The organism is Variovorax sp. J22G73 (assembly GCF_030317035.1).
In the GTDB taxonomy this organism is placed as follows: domain Bacteria; phylum Pseudomonadota; class Gammaproteobacteria; order Burkholderiales; family Burkholderiaceae_C; genus Variovorax.
Genome location: NZ_JASZYK010000002.1, coordinates 513,386 through 526,789 on the forward strand (window position 1 = coordinate 513,386; position 13,404 = coordinate 526,789).

At 64.2% G+C, this 13,404-nt stretch carries 15 protein-coding genes; 7 read left to right on the forward strand and 8 right to left on the reverse strand.

Going from position 1 to position 13,404, the window contains the following annotated elements:
* Positions 1 to 18 precede the first annotated feature (18 nt).
* Positions 19 to 1,026 carry a serine hydrolase gene (locus QTI51_RS10375; protein ID WP_286515867.1) on the reverse strand — a complete coding sequence of 336 codons (1,008 nt, stop codon included), beginning with the start codon at positions 1,024 to 1,026 and terminating at the stop codon, positions 19 to 21.
* 28 nt (positions 1,027 to 1,054) lie between these two features.
* Here QTI51_RS10375 and QTI51_RS10380 point away from each other — a divergent pair, with 28 nt between their 5' ends.
* A complete protein-coding gene (locus QTI51_RS10380) occupies positions 1,055 to 1,330 on the forward strand; it encodes a hypothetical protein (protein WP_286515866.1) in 276 nt (91 codons plus the stop codon).
* On the opposite strand, the gene QTI51_RS10385 is transcribed toward QTI51_RS10380, so the two are convergent.
* From QTI51_RS10385 to QTI51_RS10415, 7 genes are all read right to left on the reverse strand, one after another.
* Positions 1,327 to 2,865: a 2-isopropylmalate synthase gene (locus tag QTI51_RS10385; RefSeq protein WP_116907444.1), complete on the reverse strand. Its 1,539-nt coding sequence runs from the start codon at positions 2,863 to 2,865 to the stop codon at positions 1,327 to 1,329. The two genes, QTI51_RS10380 and QTI51_RS10385, sit on opposite strands and share 4 nt — an antisense overlap.
* 56 nt (positions 2,866 to 2,921) lie before the next feature.
* The gene (gene leuA, locus QTI51_RS10390; RefSeq protein WP_116907443.1) at positions 2,922 to 4,625 is read right to left on the reverse strand and encodes a 2-isopropylmalate synthase; all 1,704 of its coding nucleotides are present in this window, start codon (positions 4,623 to 4,625) and stop codon (positions 2,922 to 2,924) included.
* Between the two features lie 206 nt (positions 4,626 to 4,831).
* Positions 4,832 to 5,656 carry a CDP-diacylglycerol--serine O-phosphatidyltransferase gene (gene pssA, locus QTI51_RS10395; RefSeq protein WP_116907442.1) on the reverse strand — a complete coding sequence of 275 codons (825 nt, stop codon included), beginning with the start codon at positions 5,654 to 5,656 and terminating at the stop codon, positions 4,832 to 4,834.
* Positions 5,657 to 5,847: 191 nt separating this feature from the next.
* Positions 5,848 to 6,864: a ketol-acid reductoisomerase gene (gene ilvC / locus QTI51_RS10400; RefSeq protein ID WP_116907441.1), complete on the reverse strand. Its 1,017-nt coding sequence runs from the start codon at positions 6,862 to 6,864 to the stop codon at positions 5,848 to 5,850.
* Between the two features lie 53 nt (positions 6,865 to 6,917).
* The gene (locus QTI51_RS10405; RefSeq protein WP_116907440.1) at positions 6,918 to 7,181 is read right to left on the reverse strand and encodes a DUF4282 domain-containing protein; all 264 of its coding nucleotides are present in this window, start codon (positions 7,179 to 7,181) and stop codon (positions 6,918 to 6,920) included.
* Between the two features lie 53 nt (positions 7,182 to 7,234).
* Positions 7,235 to 7,726, reverse strand: a complete 492-nt coding sequence (gene ilvN / locus QTI51_RS10410; protein WP_116907439.1) for an acetolactate synthase small subunit — start codon at positions 7,724 to 7,726, stop codon at positions 7,235 to 7,237.
* 104 nt (positions 7,727 to 7,830) lie between these two features.
* Positions 7,831 to 9,615, reverse strand: a complete 1,785-nt coding sequence (locus QTI51_RS10415; protein ID WP_116907438.1) for an acetolactate synthase 3 catalytic subunit — start codon at positions 9,613 to 9,615, stop codon at positions 7,831 to 7,833.
* A 280-nt stretch (positions 9,616 to 9,895) separates the two neighbouring features.
* Here QTI51_RS10415 and QTI51_RS10420 point away from each other — a divergent pair, with 280 nt between their 5' ends.
* The 6 genes from QTI51_RS10420 to QTI51_RS10445 are packed head-to-tail and all read left to right on the forward strand — an operon-like array spanning position 9,896 to position 13,383.
* Complete coding sequence (locus QTI51_RS10420) at positions 9,896 to 10,462, forward strand: RNA polymerase sigma factor (protein ID WP_116907437.1); 567 nt, start codon at positions 9,896 to 9,898, stop codon at positions 10,460 to 10,462.
* The gene (locus tag QTI51_RS10425) at positions 10,459 to 10,884 is read left to right on the forward strand and encodes a DUF3619 family protein (RefSeq protein ID WP_116907436.1); all 426 of its coding nucleotides are present in this window, start codon (positions 10,459 to 10,461) and stop codon (positions 10,882 to 10,884) included. Before QTI51_RS10420 ends, QTI51_RS10425 begins: the two co-directional genes overlap by 4 nt.
* A gap of 32 nt (positions 10,885 to 10,916) precedes the next feature.
* Entirely contained in the window at positions 10,917 to 11,765 is an 849-nt protein-coding gene (locus QTI51_RS10430; RefSeq protein ID WP_116907435.1) for a DUF3106 domain-containing protein, read from the forward strand.
* A 13-nt stretch (positions 11,766 to 11,778) separates the two neighbouring features.
* Positions 11,779 to 12,354, forward strand: coding sequence for an RDD family protein (locus QTI51_RS10435; protein ID WP_116907434.1), 576 nt, complete (start codon positions 11,779 to 11,781; stop codon positions 12,352 to 12,354).
* Positions 12,351 to 12,761: a diacylglycerol kinase gene (locus tag QTI51_RS10440; protein WP_116907433.1), complete on the forward strand. Its 411-nt coding sequence runs from the start codon at positions 12,351 to 12,353 to the stop codon at positions 12,759 to 12,761. The genes QTI51_RS10435 and QTI51_RS10440 overlap by 4 nt, the downstream gene beginning before the upstream one ends.
* A gap of 31 nt (positions 12,762 to 12,792) precedes the next feature.
* Positions 12,793 to 13,383, forward strand: a complete 591-nt coding sequence (locus tag QTI51_RS10445; protein WP_116907432.1) for an LOG family protein — start codon at positions 12,793 to 12,795, stop codon at positions 13,381 to 13,383.
* Positions 13,384 to 13,404 lie beyond the last annotated feature (21 nt).

Consider the following 13,404-nt stretch of genomic DNA (forward strand, 5'->3'; position numbering starts at 1 on the left):
GCGCAGCGAGCGCAGGGTTCAGCCGGCCTGGTAAGCCGCGACGTTGCGCGAAGCGGCCGGCATGCCGGCGGCATGCGTGGCTTCGACCCAGCGGCGGACGCGCTCGGCGTCTGCGATGCGGCTGAACTTGCCGGCCGAATCCAGGAACACCATGATCAGCTTGCGGCCGGCCACGCGGGCCTGCAGCACGAGGCACTGGCCGGCTTCGGAGATGTAGCCGGTCTTCTGCACGCCGATTTCCCAATCCGGACTCTTCACGAGGCGGTTGGTGGTGTTGAACTGCAGCGTGCGGTTGCCGACTTCGACCTGGTATTCAGGCGACGTGGACAGCGAGCGCACCGTGGCATCGGCATAGGCTGCGTTGACCAGCAGCGCCAGGTCTTGCGCGCTCGACTGGTTGCGGCTCGACAGGCCCGTGGGCTCCACGTAGCGGGTGTCCTTCATGCCCAGCATCTTGGCCTTGGCGTTCATGATGCTCACGAACGTGGCCAGGCCACCCGGATAGGTGCGGCCCAGCGCATGCGCGGCGCGGTTTTCGCTCGACATCAGCGCCAGGTGCAGCAGTTCGCCGCGCGACAGCGTGGTGCCGACCGTCAGGCGCGAGCTGCTGCGCTTTTCGGTGTCGACGTCGTCCTGGGTGATGGTGATCAGCTCTTCGTTCGGCAGATGGGCCTCGCTGATGAGCAGGCCGGTCATGAGCTTGGTGAGCGACGCAATCGGGAGCACGGCGTGGTCGTTCTTGCTGAACAGCACTTCGTGCGTGTCCTGGTCGATCACCAGTGCAACGCTCGACTTCAGGTCGAGCACGTCTTCGGTGCCATGCAGGCCGGCCATCTGGCCGAAGGACTGGCGCGGCGGGGCTTCGACGCGGACCACCGAGCGGCGCTGCACGGCCACCACGGTCTTGCCGTTCTTCTTGTGGAGCGTGGCAACGACGTTGCGGCCTCCACGAACGACCTTTTCTGCTTTTTCGGGCTTTTCCGCCCGGCCCGCGCGCGCCGTCTTCGAGGAGGCGGTGCGCTTCACTTCGACCGGTACCGGACCTTTCGCCTTCTTGGCGACGGCGGTCTTGGCGGCGGCGGGCTTTTCTTTCTTCGCGGCCTGGGCACCAGGCAGCAAAAACGCCGTGGCGCAGAACGCGACGGCGATGAATTTGAGTGCGGGTAGAAACCGCTGGCTGGAAACTCGGCGGAGACGGGCTTCAGGCATTAATAAATCTCCAGCGGCGACAAACGAGGACCGCAGTGTATCGAAATCAAAAAAGGCACGCAATATCAGTTACTTGCATCCTCTTCTTCAATCGAATAGCAAGGATCGCCTGAAAACCTAACCTTGTGCCGCAACTCTCTCAGCTTGGCTCTGTAACTTATTGAGGGCACTCAAATAAGCCTTTGCCGAAGCCACCACGATGTCGGGGTCTGCCCCGACACCATTCACCACCCGCCCTGCGTTTTGTAACCGGACTGTAACTTCTCCTTGGCTTTCCGTCGAGCCGCTGATGGCATTTACAGAGTAAAGAACCATCTCGGCGCCGCTCTTCACGAGCGACTCGATCGCCTTCAGTGAAGCATCGACCGGGCCATTTCCGTCGGATTCGCCGGTGACTTCCTTGCCCTGCACGGTGAACACGATTTTCGCCTGGGGGCGCTCGCCGGTTTCGCTGTGCTGGGAGAGAGAGACGAAAGCAAACTGCTCACCAACGTTCGACACCTCTTCCGCGCTGACGAGCGCGAGGATGTCTTCGTCAAAAATTTCGGACTTGCGGTCGGCCAGCTCCTTGAAGCGCAGGAAGGCGGCATTGATGTCGCCTTCGCTCGCCATGGACACGCCCAGCTCCTGCAGGCGCTGCTTGAAGGCATTGCGGCCGCTGAGCTTGCCCAGCACGATCTTGTTGGCGGCCCAGCCCACGTCCTCGGCGCGCATGATCTCGTAGGTGTCGCGCGCCTTGAGCACGCCGTCCTGGTGAATGCCGGAGGCGTGCGCGAAGGCGTTGGCGCCCACCACGGCCTTGTTCGGCTGCACCACGAAGCCGGTCGTCTGGCTCACCATGCGGCTCGCGGCCACGATGTGCTGCGTGTCGATGTTCAGGTCGAGGCCGAAATAGTCACGGCGGGTCTTCACCGCCATCACCACTTCTTCGAGCGAGCAGTTGCCCGCGCGCTCGCCCAGGCCGTTGATGGTGCATTCGACCTGGCGCGCGCCGCCGATCTTCACGCCGGCCAGCGAATTGGCCACGGCCATGCCGAGGTCGTTGTGGCAATGCACCGACCAGATCGCCTTGTCGCTGTTCGGAACGCGCTCGCGCAGCATCTTGATGAAGTTGCCGTAGAGCTCAGGAATCGCGTAGCCCACGGTGTCGGGCACGTTGATGGTGGTGGCGCCCTCGTTGATGACGGTCTCGAGCACGCGGCACAGGAAGTCGGGATCGCTGCGGTAGCCGTCTTCAGGGCTGAACTCCACATCGCCGATCTGGTTGCGCGCGAAGCGCACCGCCAGCCGGGCCTGCTCGTGTACCTCGTCGGGCGACATGCGCAGCTTCTTTTCCATGTGCAGCGCGGAGGTCGCGATGAAGGTGTGGATGCGCCCGCGGGCCGCGCCCTTCAGCGCCTCGGCGGCACGCGCGATGTCGCGGTCGTTGGCGCGCGAAAGGCCGCATACCGTCGAGTCCTTGATCACGTTCGCAATGGCCTTCACGGCCTCGAAGTCGCCGTTCGAGCTAGCGGGAAAGCCGGCCTCGATGACGTCGACCTTCAGCCGCTCCAGCAGCTTGGCGATGCGCATCTTTTCGTCGCGCGTCATGGAGGCGCCCGGCGATTGCTCGCCGTCGCGCAAGGTGGTGTCGAAAATAATGAGTTGGTCGGTCATCGTGGATCTCCGTTATTTATTACCACCTTGCGCGTCCGGCTCGGGCCGGCACGGCATCAGGCGACTTCAACCGCCGATTGTGCGCTGCGGGCACCGCGGCCCCGCGCACGCTGCACGCCCGAGACGATCGCCTTCAGCGACGCCGTGATCACGTTGGCGTCGATGCCCACGCCGAACAGCGTCTGGCTTTCGTCAACACGCAGCTCGAGGTAGGCGACCGACTTGGCATCCGCACCGGCGCCGATGGCGTGCTGGTGGTAGTCCATCACGCGCACCGTGTGGCCGGTGGCCTTGCTCAGCGCCTGCGTGAAGGCGTCGATGGGGCCGTTGCCGCGGCCTTCGATGGCGCGCACTTCGCCGTCCCACGGCAGGTCGCCGCGCAGCACCACGGAGGCGTCGGCGCCCTCGCCTTGTTCCTCGATCACGCGGTGCTGCAGCGACTGCGCGGTCTCGATGCCGTATTCGCGCACGAACAGCTGCCAGAGGTCGGCGGCGGTGAGTTCCTTGCCCGCGATGTCCATCACGCCCTGCACGGTCTGCATGAACTCCATCTGCAGGCGGCGCGGCATCTCGAGGCCGTATTCGCTCTCGAGCAGGTAGGCCATGCCGCCCTTGCCCGACTGGCTGTTCACGCGGATCACGGCCTCGTAGCTGCGGCCCACGTCCTTCGGATCGATGGGGAGGTAGGGCATGTCCCAGATGTCGCCTTCCTTGCGCGCGGCGAAGGCCTTCTTGATCGCGTCCTGGTGCGAGCCCGAGAACGAGGTGTAGACGAGGTCGCCCACGTACGGATGGCGCGGGTGCACCGGAATCTGGTTGCAATGCTCGACCGTGGCGCGGATCTCGTCGATGTTCGAGAAGTCGAGCTCGGGCGAGACACCTTGCGTGTACAGGTTGAGCGCCACGTTCACGAGATCGAGGTTGCCGGTGCGCTCGCCGTTGCCGAAGAGACAACCTTCGATGCGCTCGGCGCCGGCCATCAGCGCGAGTTCGCCGGCGGCGGTGCCGGTGCCGCGGTCGTTGTGCGGGTGCACGCACAGCACGATCGAATCGCGGCGCGCGAGGTTGCGGTGCATCCACTCGATCATGTCGGCGAAGATGTTCGGCGTTGAGTGCTCGACCGTGGTGGGCAGGTTGACGATGCACTTGCGCTCAGGCGTCGGCGCCCACACGTCGGTGACCGCGTCGACCACGCGCTTGGAGAACGCCACGTCGGTGCCCGAGAACATTTCGGGCGAGTACTGGAAAGTCCACTTCGTATTCGGCTGCTTCGCGGCGCAGTCGTTGAACATGCGTGCATGGCTGCTGGCGAGCTCGACGATCTGGTCTTCGTTCATGCCGAGCACCACGCGGCGCATCACGGGCGCGACGGCGTTGTAGAGGTGCACGATGGCGCGTGGAGCGCCTTGCAGCGATTCGAAGGTGCGGGTGATGAGGTGGTCGCGCGCTTGCGTCAGCACCTGGATCGTCACGTCGTCGGGAATGCGGTCTTCCTCGATGAGTTTGCGCACGAAGTCGAATTCGACCTGCGACGCCGAAGGAAAGCCGACTTCGATTTCCTTGAAGCCGATGGCCACCAGGGTTTCGAACATGCGCATCTTGCGTGCGATGTCCATGGGCTCGACAAGTGCCTGGTTGCCGTCACGCAGGTCCGTCGACAGCCAGATGGGCGCCTTGGTCAGCACGGCATCGGGCCAGGTGCGGTCCTTGAGGCCGATCGGGGCGAATGCGCGGTATTTGCTTTGAGGTTGCTTGAGCATGTCGATTTCTCTGAGTGGTTGGAATTCAACCAGCAACCCCAAAAACAAACGGCCCGTTGCTGGTGCGAACGGGCCGTGGTGAGGGATTTGCGCGTGCGCTACCGTCTCCGCCCGTGAGGGAGGGCTAGTAGGGCCAGCAGCGAAATCTTGGTCATGAGGGTTGCGAATGTAGCACAGCCTTCGCGGGCCTGTGAAGGCCCCGCGTGTCAGTTGTGCAACCCCCGCTCGTCGGGCTCTTCGGTCGAGGTGCTGATCACGCTCACCGGCTGGCCCTTGGCCTTGCGCCAGCCGTACACCACGTAGCCGCTCAGGCCGTAGATGACGAACAGCCCGAACAGCACGGTCGGCGGATGGATGTTGATGACCGCGATGCCCAGCGCGATCAGCACGATCGCGGCGAAGGGCACGCTCTTCTTCATCTGGATGTCCTTGAAGCTGTAGAACGGCGCGTTGGTGACCATCGTGAGGCCCGCGTACAGCGTGAAGGCGAAGGTGACCCAGGTGATCTGCGTCCACGAGAGATACAGCACCTCGCCGCCGCGCTTGCCCCATTCGTCCACGAGCCAGATGAAACCGGCCACCAGTGCGGCGGCGGCGGGCGATGGCAGGCCCTGGAACCAGCGCTTGTCGACCACGCCCGTGTTCACGTTGAAGCGCGCGAGCCGCAGTGCGGCGCACGCGCAGTACACGAAGGCTGCGATCCAGCCCCAGCGCCCCAGGCCCTTGAGCGACCACTCGTACGCGATGAGCGCCGGCGCGGCGCCGAACGACACCATGTCGGACAGCGAATCCATCTGCTCGCCGAACGCGCTCTGGGTGTTGGTCATGCGCGCGACGCGCCCGTCGAGGCTGTCCAGGATCATCGCGGCGAACACGCCGAGCGCCGCGAGGTCGAAGCGCGCGTTCATGGCCATCACGACCGAATAGAAACCACCGAACAACGCAGCGAGCGTGAACAGGTTCGGCAGGATGTAGATGCCTTTGCGGCGTTTGCGCGGTTGCACCTCGTTGGGAACCGTATCGTCATGCATTGAAATTGCCTCCGTCCCTCATGGGCACTGCGCGGTCAGCTATCCAATCGATAGCATCTAGGTCTGTGGGTCGCATGGCTTGCAGTGTAGTTCAGGGGGCCTTGCGGGCACCCTTCAAACAAAAGGGCCACCGCGAGGGTGGCCCTTGGAAAAAGGCGCCCTGCGGGCGCCTTTTGCCTTCGACTCGAAGATCAGTTACGGGTCTGGTCGACCAGCTTGTTCTTCTTGATCCAGGGCATCATCGCGCGCAGCTTTTCGCCCACGACTTCGATCTGGTGCTCTGCATTCAGGCGACGGCGGCTGATGAGCGCCGGCTGGCCGGCAGCGGCTTCGAGCACGAAGCTCTTGGCGTATTCGCCGGTCTGGATGTCCTTGAGCACCTGCTTCATGACCTTCTTCGTCTCTTCGGTCACGATGCGCGGGCCCGTGACGTACTCGCCGTATTCGGCGTTGTTCGAGATCGAGTAGTTCATGTTGGCGATGCCGCCTTCATAGATCAGGTCGACGATCAGCTTGAGTTCGTGCAGGCATTCGAAGTACGCCATTTCGGGCGCGTAGCCGGCTTCCACCAGCGTTTCGAAACCGGCCTTGATCAGCTCGACCGTGCCGCCGCACAGAACCGCTTGTTCGCCGAACAGGTCGGTTTCAGTTTCTTCGCGGAAGTTGGTCTCGATGATGCCGGCCTTGCCGCCGCCGTTGGCGGTGGCGTAGCTCAGCGCGAGGTCACGCGCCTTGCCGGTCTTGTCCTGGTGCACGGCCACGAGGTGGGGCACGCCGCCGCCTTGGGTGTACGTGCTGCGCACGGTGTGGCCCGGGGCCTTGGGAGCGACCATCCACACGTCGAGGTCGGCGCGCGGCTGCACGAAGCCGTAGTGCACGTTGAAGCCGTGCGCGAAGACGAGCGATGCGCCTTCCTTGATGTGCGGGGCTACGTCGTTCTTGTAGACGTTGGCGATCTGCTCGTCGGGCAGCAGGATCATGACCACGTCGGCCGACTTCACGGCGTCGGCCACTTCGGCGACCTGCAGGCCGGCCTTGCCGACCTTGTCCCACGAAGCACCGCCCTTGCGCAGGCCGACCACGACCTTGACGCCGCTGTCGTTCAGGTTCTGCGCGTGCGCATGGCCTTGCGACCCATAACCGATGATTGCAACCGTCTTGCCCTTGATGAGGCTGAGGTCGGCGTCCTTGTCGTAGTAAACCTTCATGATGCGTCTTTCCTATTTAGTCTCGATGCACCCCGGCTCGGGGGTGCGTTCACTCACAATTGGCCGGAAGAATTCCGGTCCTTCATTTGCTGATTGATGGACACGAGGTTGTCGTGAATGCGGAACAGCAGGATCAGCAATTCGCTATAGACGCGAACCATGATCGCGCCGAACACAAGAATGCCGATGGCAGCCAGGATGCGGCCCTGGAACAATGACACGACGGTCATCACGAGCACACCCAGCAGTCCGAGGAAATACAGTATCCGGATGATGATGGGGGTCACCATCTTGTCGAAGCCCAGCAAGTCTTGCATTCACCTTCTCCTCATGTGTTGATAAACGATGAAACTGAGGGGATCTGCACCCCCTACACGCGCAGGATGCGCTCGCCGCGCCCGATGCCGCTGGCACCGGTGCGGACAGTCTCGAGGATAGCGCTACGCTCGATCGCTTCCAGGAAAGCGTCGTTCTTGCCGTGGTCGCCGGTGAGTTCGATGGTGTAGCTCTTGTCGGTCACGTCGATGATGCGGCCGCGGAAGATCTCCGCCATGCGCATCATTTCCTCGCGCTCCTTGCCGACCGCGCGCACCTTCACCATCATGAGCTCGCGCTCGGTGTAGGCACCCTCGGTCAGGTCGACGACCTTCACCACTTCGATGAGCCGGTTCAGGTGCTTGGTGATCTGCTCGATCACGTCGTCCGAACCGTTCGTGACGATGGTCATGCGCGAGAGGCTCGGGTCCTCCGTGGGCGCCACCGTCAGCGACTCGATGTTGTAGCCGCGGGCCGAGAACAGGCCCACCACGCGGGAAAGAGCACCCGGCTCGTTTTCCAGCAGCACTGCAATGATGTGTTTCATGTTTGCGTGACTCCTCTTTTCGCCGCCCTCCCCCGCGCACGGTAATGCGCGGGCTCGGCGGGCAATAGATTCGTCAGTGAAGAGTTAAGCGAATGCGCCGCAGATCAGAGATCTTCGGAGCCCAACAGCATTTCGGTGATGCCCATGCCGGCCTTCACCATCGGGAACACGTTCTCGGTCGGGTCAGTGCGGAAGTCCATGAACACCGTGCGGTCCTTGAGCTTGCGTGCTTCGCGCAGCGCGGGCTCCACGTCTTGTGGACGCTCGATCAGCATGCCCACGTGGCCGTAGGCCTCGGCGAGCTTCACGAAGTTGGGCAGCGCGTCCATGTAGCTGTGGCTGTAGCGGCCGGAGTATTCGATCTCCTGCCACTGGCGCACCATGCCCAGGTAGCGGTTGTTGAGGGAGCAGATCTTGATCGGCGTGTTGTATTGCAGGCAGGTGGAGAGTTCCTGGATGCACATCTGCACCGAGCCTTCGCCGGTGATGGTGAACACTTCCGAATCGGGCTTCGCGAGCTTGATGCCCATGGCGTAGGGAATGCCCACGCCCATGGTGCCCAGGCCGCCCGAGTTGATCCAGCGGCGCGGCTCGTCGAAGCGGTAGTACTGGGCCGCCCACATCTGGTGCTGGCCCACGTCCGACGTGATGTACGCGTCGGCGTCCTTGGTCATGTTCCAGAGCGTTTCGACCACGTACTGCGGCTTGATCACGTCCGTGTTGCCGCGGTCGTACTTGAGGCAGTCGCGCGAGCGCCAGGCCTCGATGGTCTTCCACCAGTCGGCCAGCGCGCCGGCGTCGGGCTTGGCCGAGCTTTCGCGGATCATCGAGATGAGCTCGGTGAGCACGTCCTTCACGTCGCCGACGATCGGAATGTCGACCTTCACGCGCTTGGAGATGCTCGACGGGTCGATGTCGACGTGGATGATCTTGCGTTCGTTCTGCGCGAAATGCTTGGGGTTGCCGATGACACGGTCGTCGAAGCGCGCCCCCACGGCCAGCAGCACGTCGCAGTTCTGCATCGCGTTGTTGGCTTCGATGGTGCCGTGCATGCCCAGCATGCCCAGGAACTTGCGGTCGCTCGCCGGATAGGCGCCCAGGCCCATCAGCGTGTTGGTGACCGGGTAACCCAGCATGTCCACCAGCGTGCGCAGTTCGTTGCAGGCGTTGCCCAGCAACACGCCGCCGCCGGTGTAGATGTAGGGGCGCTTGGCTGCCAGCAGCAGTTGCAGCGCCTTGCGGATCTGGCCGCCGTGGCCCTTGCGCACCGGGTTGTACGAGCGCATCTCGACCTTGTCGGGATAGCCGGCATAGGGCGTCTTCTTGAAGGAGACGTCCTTGGGCACGTCCACCACCACGGGGCCGGGACGGCCGCTGCGTGCGATGTGGAAGGCCTTTTTCATCGTCATGGCCAGATCCTTGGGATCCTTGACGAGGAAGTTGTGCTTGACGATGGGGCGGGTGATGCCGACCGTGTCGCATTCCTGGAAGGCGTCGAGACCGATGGCCGCCGTGGGGACCTGGCCCGAGATGATCACCATCGGGATCGAGTCCATGTACGCCGTCGCGATGCCGGTGACCGCGTTGGTCAGGCCGGGACCGGAAGTGACCAGTGCCACGCCGACTTCGCCGGTGGCACGCGCATAGCCGTCGGCCGCATGAACCGCTGCCTGCTCGTGGCGAACCAGCACGTGCTGGATGGTGTCTTGCTTGTAGAACGCGTCGTAGATGTACAGAACCGCGCCGCCTGGGTAGCCCCAGATGTACTGGACGCCTTCGGCCTGCAGTGCCTTGACCAGCACCTCGGCACCCATGAGTTCTTGCGTTGCGTTGCCTGCGCCTGAAGACGCGGCCGCCGCGGAAGCGATTTCCGCCTTGGAGATTTCCATGATCAACCTTTGTTTATTTCGGGAACGAAATACCTTGGGTGCCCCTTGCCAACCCTTGTGAGGTCGCGCCAGGACTTGAGGCCATGGCCATGGGCAGACTGATGTTCCGCCGGACCTAGACCCGTTTGCCTTTTGACTTGCAGCGCGGATTATGGCATTTCCGGGCGTTCAGATTCGCTTCAGCTGGCTTGTAAAGCGACAAAGGCATAATTCGCGGCGATAAACCTACGCGATCGCTAGACCCCCTTCCCACGCGGCGCCCCCCTGCGCCCCTTCTCGCTTGGCCACTGAACAAGAACTCTCCGACTTCCTGAAAAGCGTCGAACGACGCGCTTTCAAGCGCTCGGTCTATCACGTGCGGGACGAAGAAGCGGCACTCGACATCGTGCAGGACAGCATGATGAAGCTGGCGCAGCACTACGGCGACAAGCCCGCGGAAGAGCTGCCGATGCTGTTCCAGCGCATCCTGTCGAACTGCACGCTCGATTGGTTCCGCCGCCAGAAGACCCGCCGCGCGCTTTTCTCCAACCTCAGCGATTTCGATTCGGTCGACGACGACGGAGATTTCGACCTGCTGGAGAACTTCGTTTCGCCGACCGACTCTAGGGAATCGGAGAGCGCCGAAGACACGACCCGCCGCGCCCAGGTCTTCCACGAGATCGAAGAGCAGATCGCAGCTTTGCCGGGCCGTCAACGCGAGGCTTTCCTGATGCGTTACTGGGAGGAAATGGACGTCGCAGAGACGGCCGCCGCAATGGGCTGCTCCGAAGGCAGCGTCAAAACCCATTGCTCGCGAGCCGTTCACGCTCTGAGCAAGGCGCTCAAGGCCAAGGGAATATCGCTATGAACACGAAGGTTTCGATCACATCATCCACCGCCGCCGAAGACGACTTCGGCCAGCGCGTGACCGCCCGCCTGTCGGCCGGCAACCGCGAGTTGCCGCACGACATCGGTGAGCGACTGCGCGTGGCGCGCGCCCAGGCCGTGGCCGCGCGCAAGCTGGCCCCGCAGCTGCGAACCGCGCCCGTGGTGGTGCAGGCTGGCCACACGGCCACGCTCGGCGGCAGCTGGTGGACGCGCATCGGTTCGGTGGTGCCCCTGATTGCACTCGTGGCCGGTCTCATCACCATCAGCGTGATGCAGGATGACGACCGTGCCAGCGAACTGGCCGAGGTCGACTCCGCCCTGCTGACCGGCGACCTGCCCCCTGCCGCCTACACGGACCCCGGTTTCGCCCAATTCCTGAAGGCCGACAGCGCCTCCGACTGAATCTTTACCGCCTGAAATCCTTCACCGACCGAATGCGACGCCGTTCCACCTCCAGCGCGAACACTCCCCGCCCGACGCGCCCGCTCCAGGCGGGCGCCGTCGTTTGGGCGAGCGCGCTAGCAGTCGCCGCCTTCGGCCTGACGCTCGCCAGCGCCCAACCGCAAACGCAATCTCACGCCGAAACAGGCAAGTTCACTGGCGGCTCTGCGGCAAGCGCGTCCGCGCCGGGCAGCAGCCCCAAAGCCGTTTCGACGACCAAGCCGCTCTGGAGCGAGCTCACCGCCGAGCAACAACAGGCACTGAAGCCCCTGAGCGTCCACTGGAACACCCTGAACGTCGGCCAGAAGAAGAAGTGGCTGGCCCTGTCGCGCAACTTTTCCAGCATGTCGGCCGACGACCAGGGCACGCTGCACAGCCGAATGATCGAATGGGCCGCGCTGAGCAACCAGCAACGCACGCAGGCCCGCCTGAACTTCGCCGAGGTCAAGCGCATTCCCGCCGACGAGCGCAAGGCCAAGTGGGAGCAATACCAGGCCTTGAGCGAGGAAGAAAAGCGCAAGCTCGCCGAGCGCGCCCCGGCCAAGCCACGCGGCGCCGCCGTGCCCGTGCGGCCCGTTTCGGCGCAGAAGCTCGTGCCCGTGCCGGCCGTCACGCCCGGTGGGCAGCACACACCCCGCATCCTGCTGGCACCGCCAGCGCCGCTGGCCGCACCGGCCGCGGTCATGGTGGCTTCGCCGCCCGAGCGCACCACGGCCCCCGGCGCCACGCCAGCCGTCTCCATCGTGCCTGCCGCGCCTGCGCCGTCCAACGTGACGTCGCCGCCGGTTCCGGCCGAAGCGCAGGTGCCCGCGCCGGCCGACGCGCCCTCCTCGTCTCCCTGACCCCAAGGTTCCGATGGTTTCCAGCTCTCCCGAGGCCTCGGGGCCCGATCAGCCTGCCTCGCCCGTCGCAACTGCAACCACCGCTCCTGTTTCGATAGCCCCTGTCGCCCCCGGCATCTGGCGTCGCATGGCTTGCTGGCTCTACGAGGGCATGCTGCTGTTCGCCGTGGTGTTCGTCTCGGGCTGGCTGTTCAGCACGCTGGGCCAGATGCGCGACGCCATGGACGAGCGGCGCCACCTTTTCCAGGCTTTTCTTTTCGTGGTTTTCGGCGTGTACTTCGTCTGGTTCTGGACCAAGGGCCAGACCCTTGCCATGAAAACCTGGAACATCCGCATCGTCGACCTGCACGGCCGCCCCGTGACCCAGCGCCGCGCGCTGGCGCGCTACCTGCTGAGCTGGATCTGGTTCCTGCCGCCGCTGGCCGCCATGGCCCCCTTCAAGCTGTCGGGCGGCGAATCGACCGTGCTGATCTTCGGCTGGGTCGCGGTCTGGGCCTTGCTTGCACGTTTTCACCCCGAGCGCCAGTTCTGGCACGACGCCTGGGCCGGTACGCGGCTCATCACCTCCCAACCGATGAGTCGCCGATGAGTGCCTTGCCCAAGAAACTGCCCGATCCCGCCGTCAACCCGCAGAAAGCGCGCAAGGGCTTCGAACGCGTCTTCCATGCCACGCTGATCTCGCTGCAGGGCCTGCGCGCGGGCTGGAGCGAGCCTGCGTTCAGGCAGGAAGCGATCCTGTCGATCGTCATGATCCCGGTGTCGTTCTGGCTGGGCCGCAGCTGGGTCGAGGTGGCGCTGCTCGCGGGCAGCGCCATCCTGGTGATGATCGTGGAGCTCCTCAACACGGCCGTCGAGGCCGCCATCGACCGCATCGGCCCCGAGTGGCACGACCTCTCCAAGCGCGCCAAGGACATGGGCAGCGCCGCGGTGCTGCTGTCGCTCACGCTGTGCGGGGGCATCTGGCTGACCGCGCTGTGGCAACGCTTCCTGTCATGAGAAGGCATGCCGCCTGCGGCATGATGGCGGCATGAATCCTGAATTTTCGATCTGTGTGTATTGCGGCTCGCGCCCCGGCGAGCGCCCCGAGTTTTCCCAGGCCGCGCAAGCGGTCGGCCAATGGATCGGCCAGCACCGCGGCCAGCTGGTCTACGGCGGCGGGCGCACCGGCCTGATGGGCACGGTGGCCGAAGCCACCCGCGCGGCCGGCGGCCGCGTCGTCGGCATCATTCCCAAGGCCCTGGTCGACAAGGAACTGGCCAACCCGCTGTGCGACGAACTGCACGTGGTCGACACCATGCACGAGCGCAAGGCCATGATGGGCGAGCGCGCCGACGCCTTCGTGGCCCTGCCGGGCGGCATCGGCACCTTCGAGGAACTGTTCGAGATCTGGACCTGGCGCCAGCTCGGCTACCACGACAAGCCGACCGGCATCCTGAACACCGCCGGCTACTACGACGGCCTTCTGGGCTTCCTGGCGCACAGCGTGCGCGAGGGCTTCATGGGCGATTGGCAGATGAAGCTGATTCGCACCGGCACGGAGCCGACCGAATTGCTCGGCGCGTTGCGCGCCGAAGTGCCCCTGCATCCACGGGAAGACAGGCTGTCGGAAAACCTCTGACGCTGCCTTCGAAAAAAAGCC

Bases quoted from the DNA above. Each gene is read 5' to 3' on its own strand.
- pssA (WP_116907442.1), bottom strand. From the start codon at position 5,656: ATGCATGACGATACGGTTCCCAACGAGGTGCAACCGCGCAAACGCCGC.
- QTI51_RS10445 (WP_116907432.1), top strand. From the start codon at position 12,793: ATGAATCCTGAATTTTCGATCTGTGTGTATTGCGGCTCGCGCCCCGGC.
- ilvC (WP_116907441.1), bottom strand. From the start codon at position 6,864: ATGAAGGTTTACTACGACAAGGACGCCGACCTCAGCCTCATCAAGGGC.
- QTI51_RS10405 (WP_116907440.1), bottom strand. From the start codon at position 7,181: ATGCAAGACTTGCTGGGCTTCGACAAGATGGTGACCCCCATCATCATC.
- QTI51_RS10415 (WP_116907438.1), bottom strand. From the start codon at position 9,615: ATGGAAATCTCCAAGGCGGAAATCGCTTCCGCGGCGGCCGCGTCTTCA.
- leuA (WP_116907443.1), bottom strand. From the start codon at position 4,625: ATGCTCAAGCAACCTCAAAGCAAATACCGCGCATTCGCCCCGATCGGC.
- ilvN (WP_116907439.1), bottom strand. From the start codon at position 7,726: ATGAAACACATCATTGCAGTGCTGCTGGAAAACGAGCCGGGTGCTCTT.
- QTI51_RS10440 (WP_116907433.1), top strand. From the start codon at position 12,351: ATGAGTGCCTTGCCCAAGAAACTGCCCGATCCCGCCGTCAACCCGCAG.
- QTI51_RS10425 (WP_116907436.1), top strand. From the start codon at position 10,459: ATGAACACGAAGGTTTCGATCACATCATCCACCGCCGCCGAAGACGAC.
- QTI51_RS10430 (WP_116907435.1), top strand. From the start codon at position 10,917: ATGCGACGCCGTTCCACCTCCAGCGCGAACACTCCCCGCCCGACGCGC.
- QTI51_RS10385 (WP_116907444.1), bottom strand. From the start codon at position 2,865: ATGACCGACCAACTCATTATTTTCGACACCACCTTGCGCGACGGCGAG.
- QTI51_RS10435 (WP_116907434.1), top strand. From the start codon at position 11,779: ATGGTTTCCAGCTCTCCCGAGGCCTCGGGGCCCGATCAGCCTGCCTCG.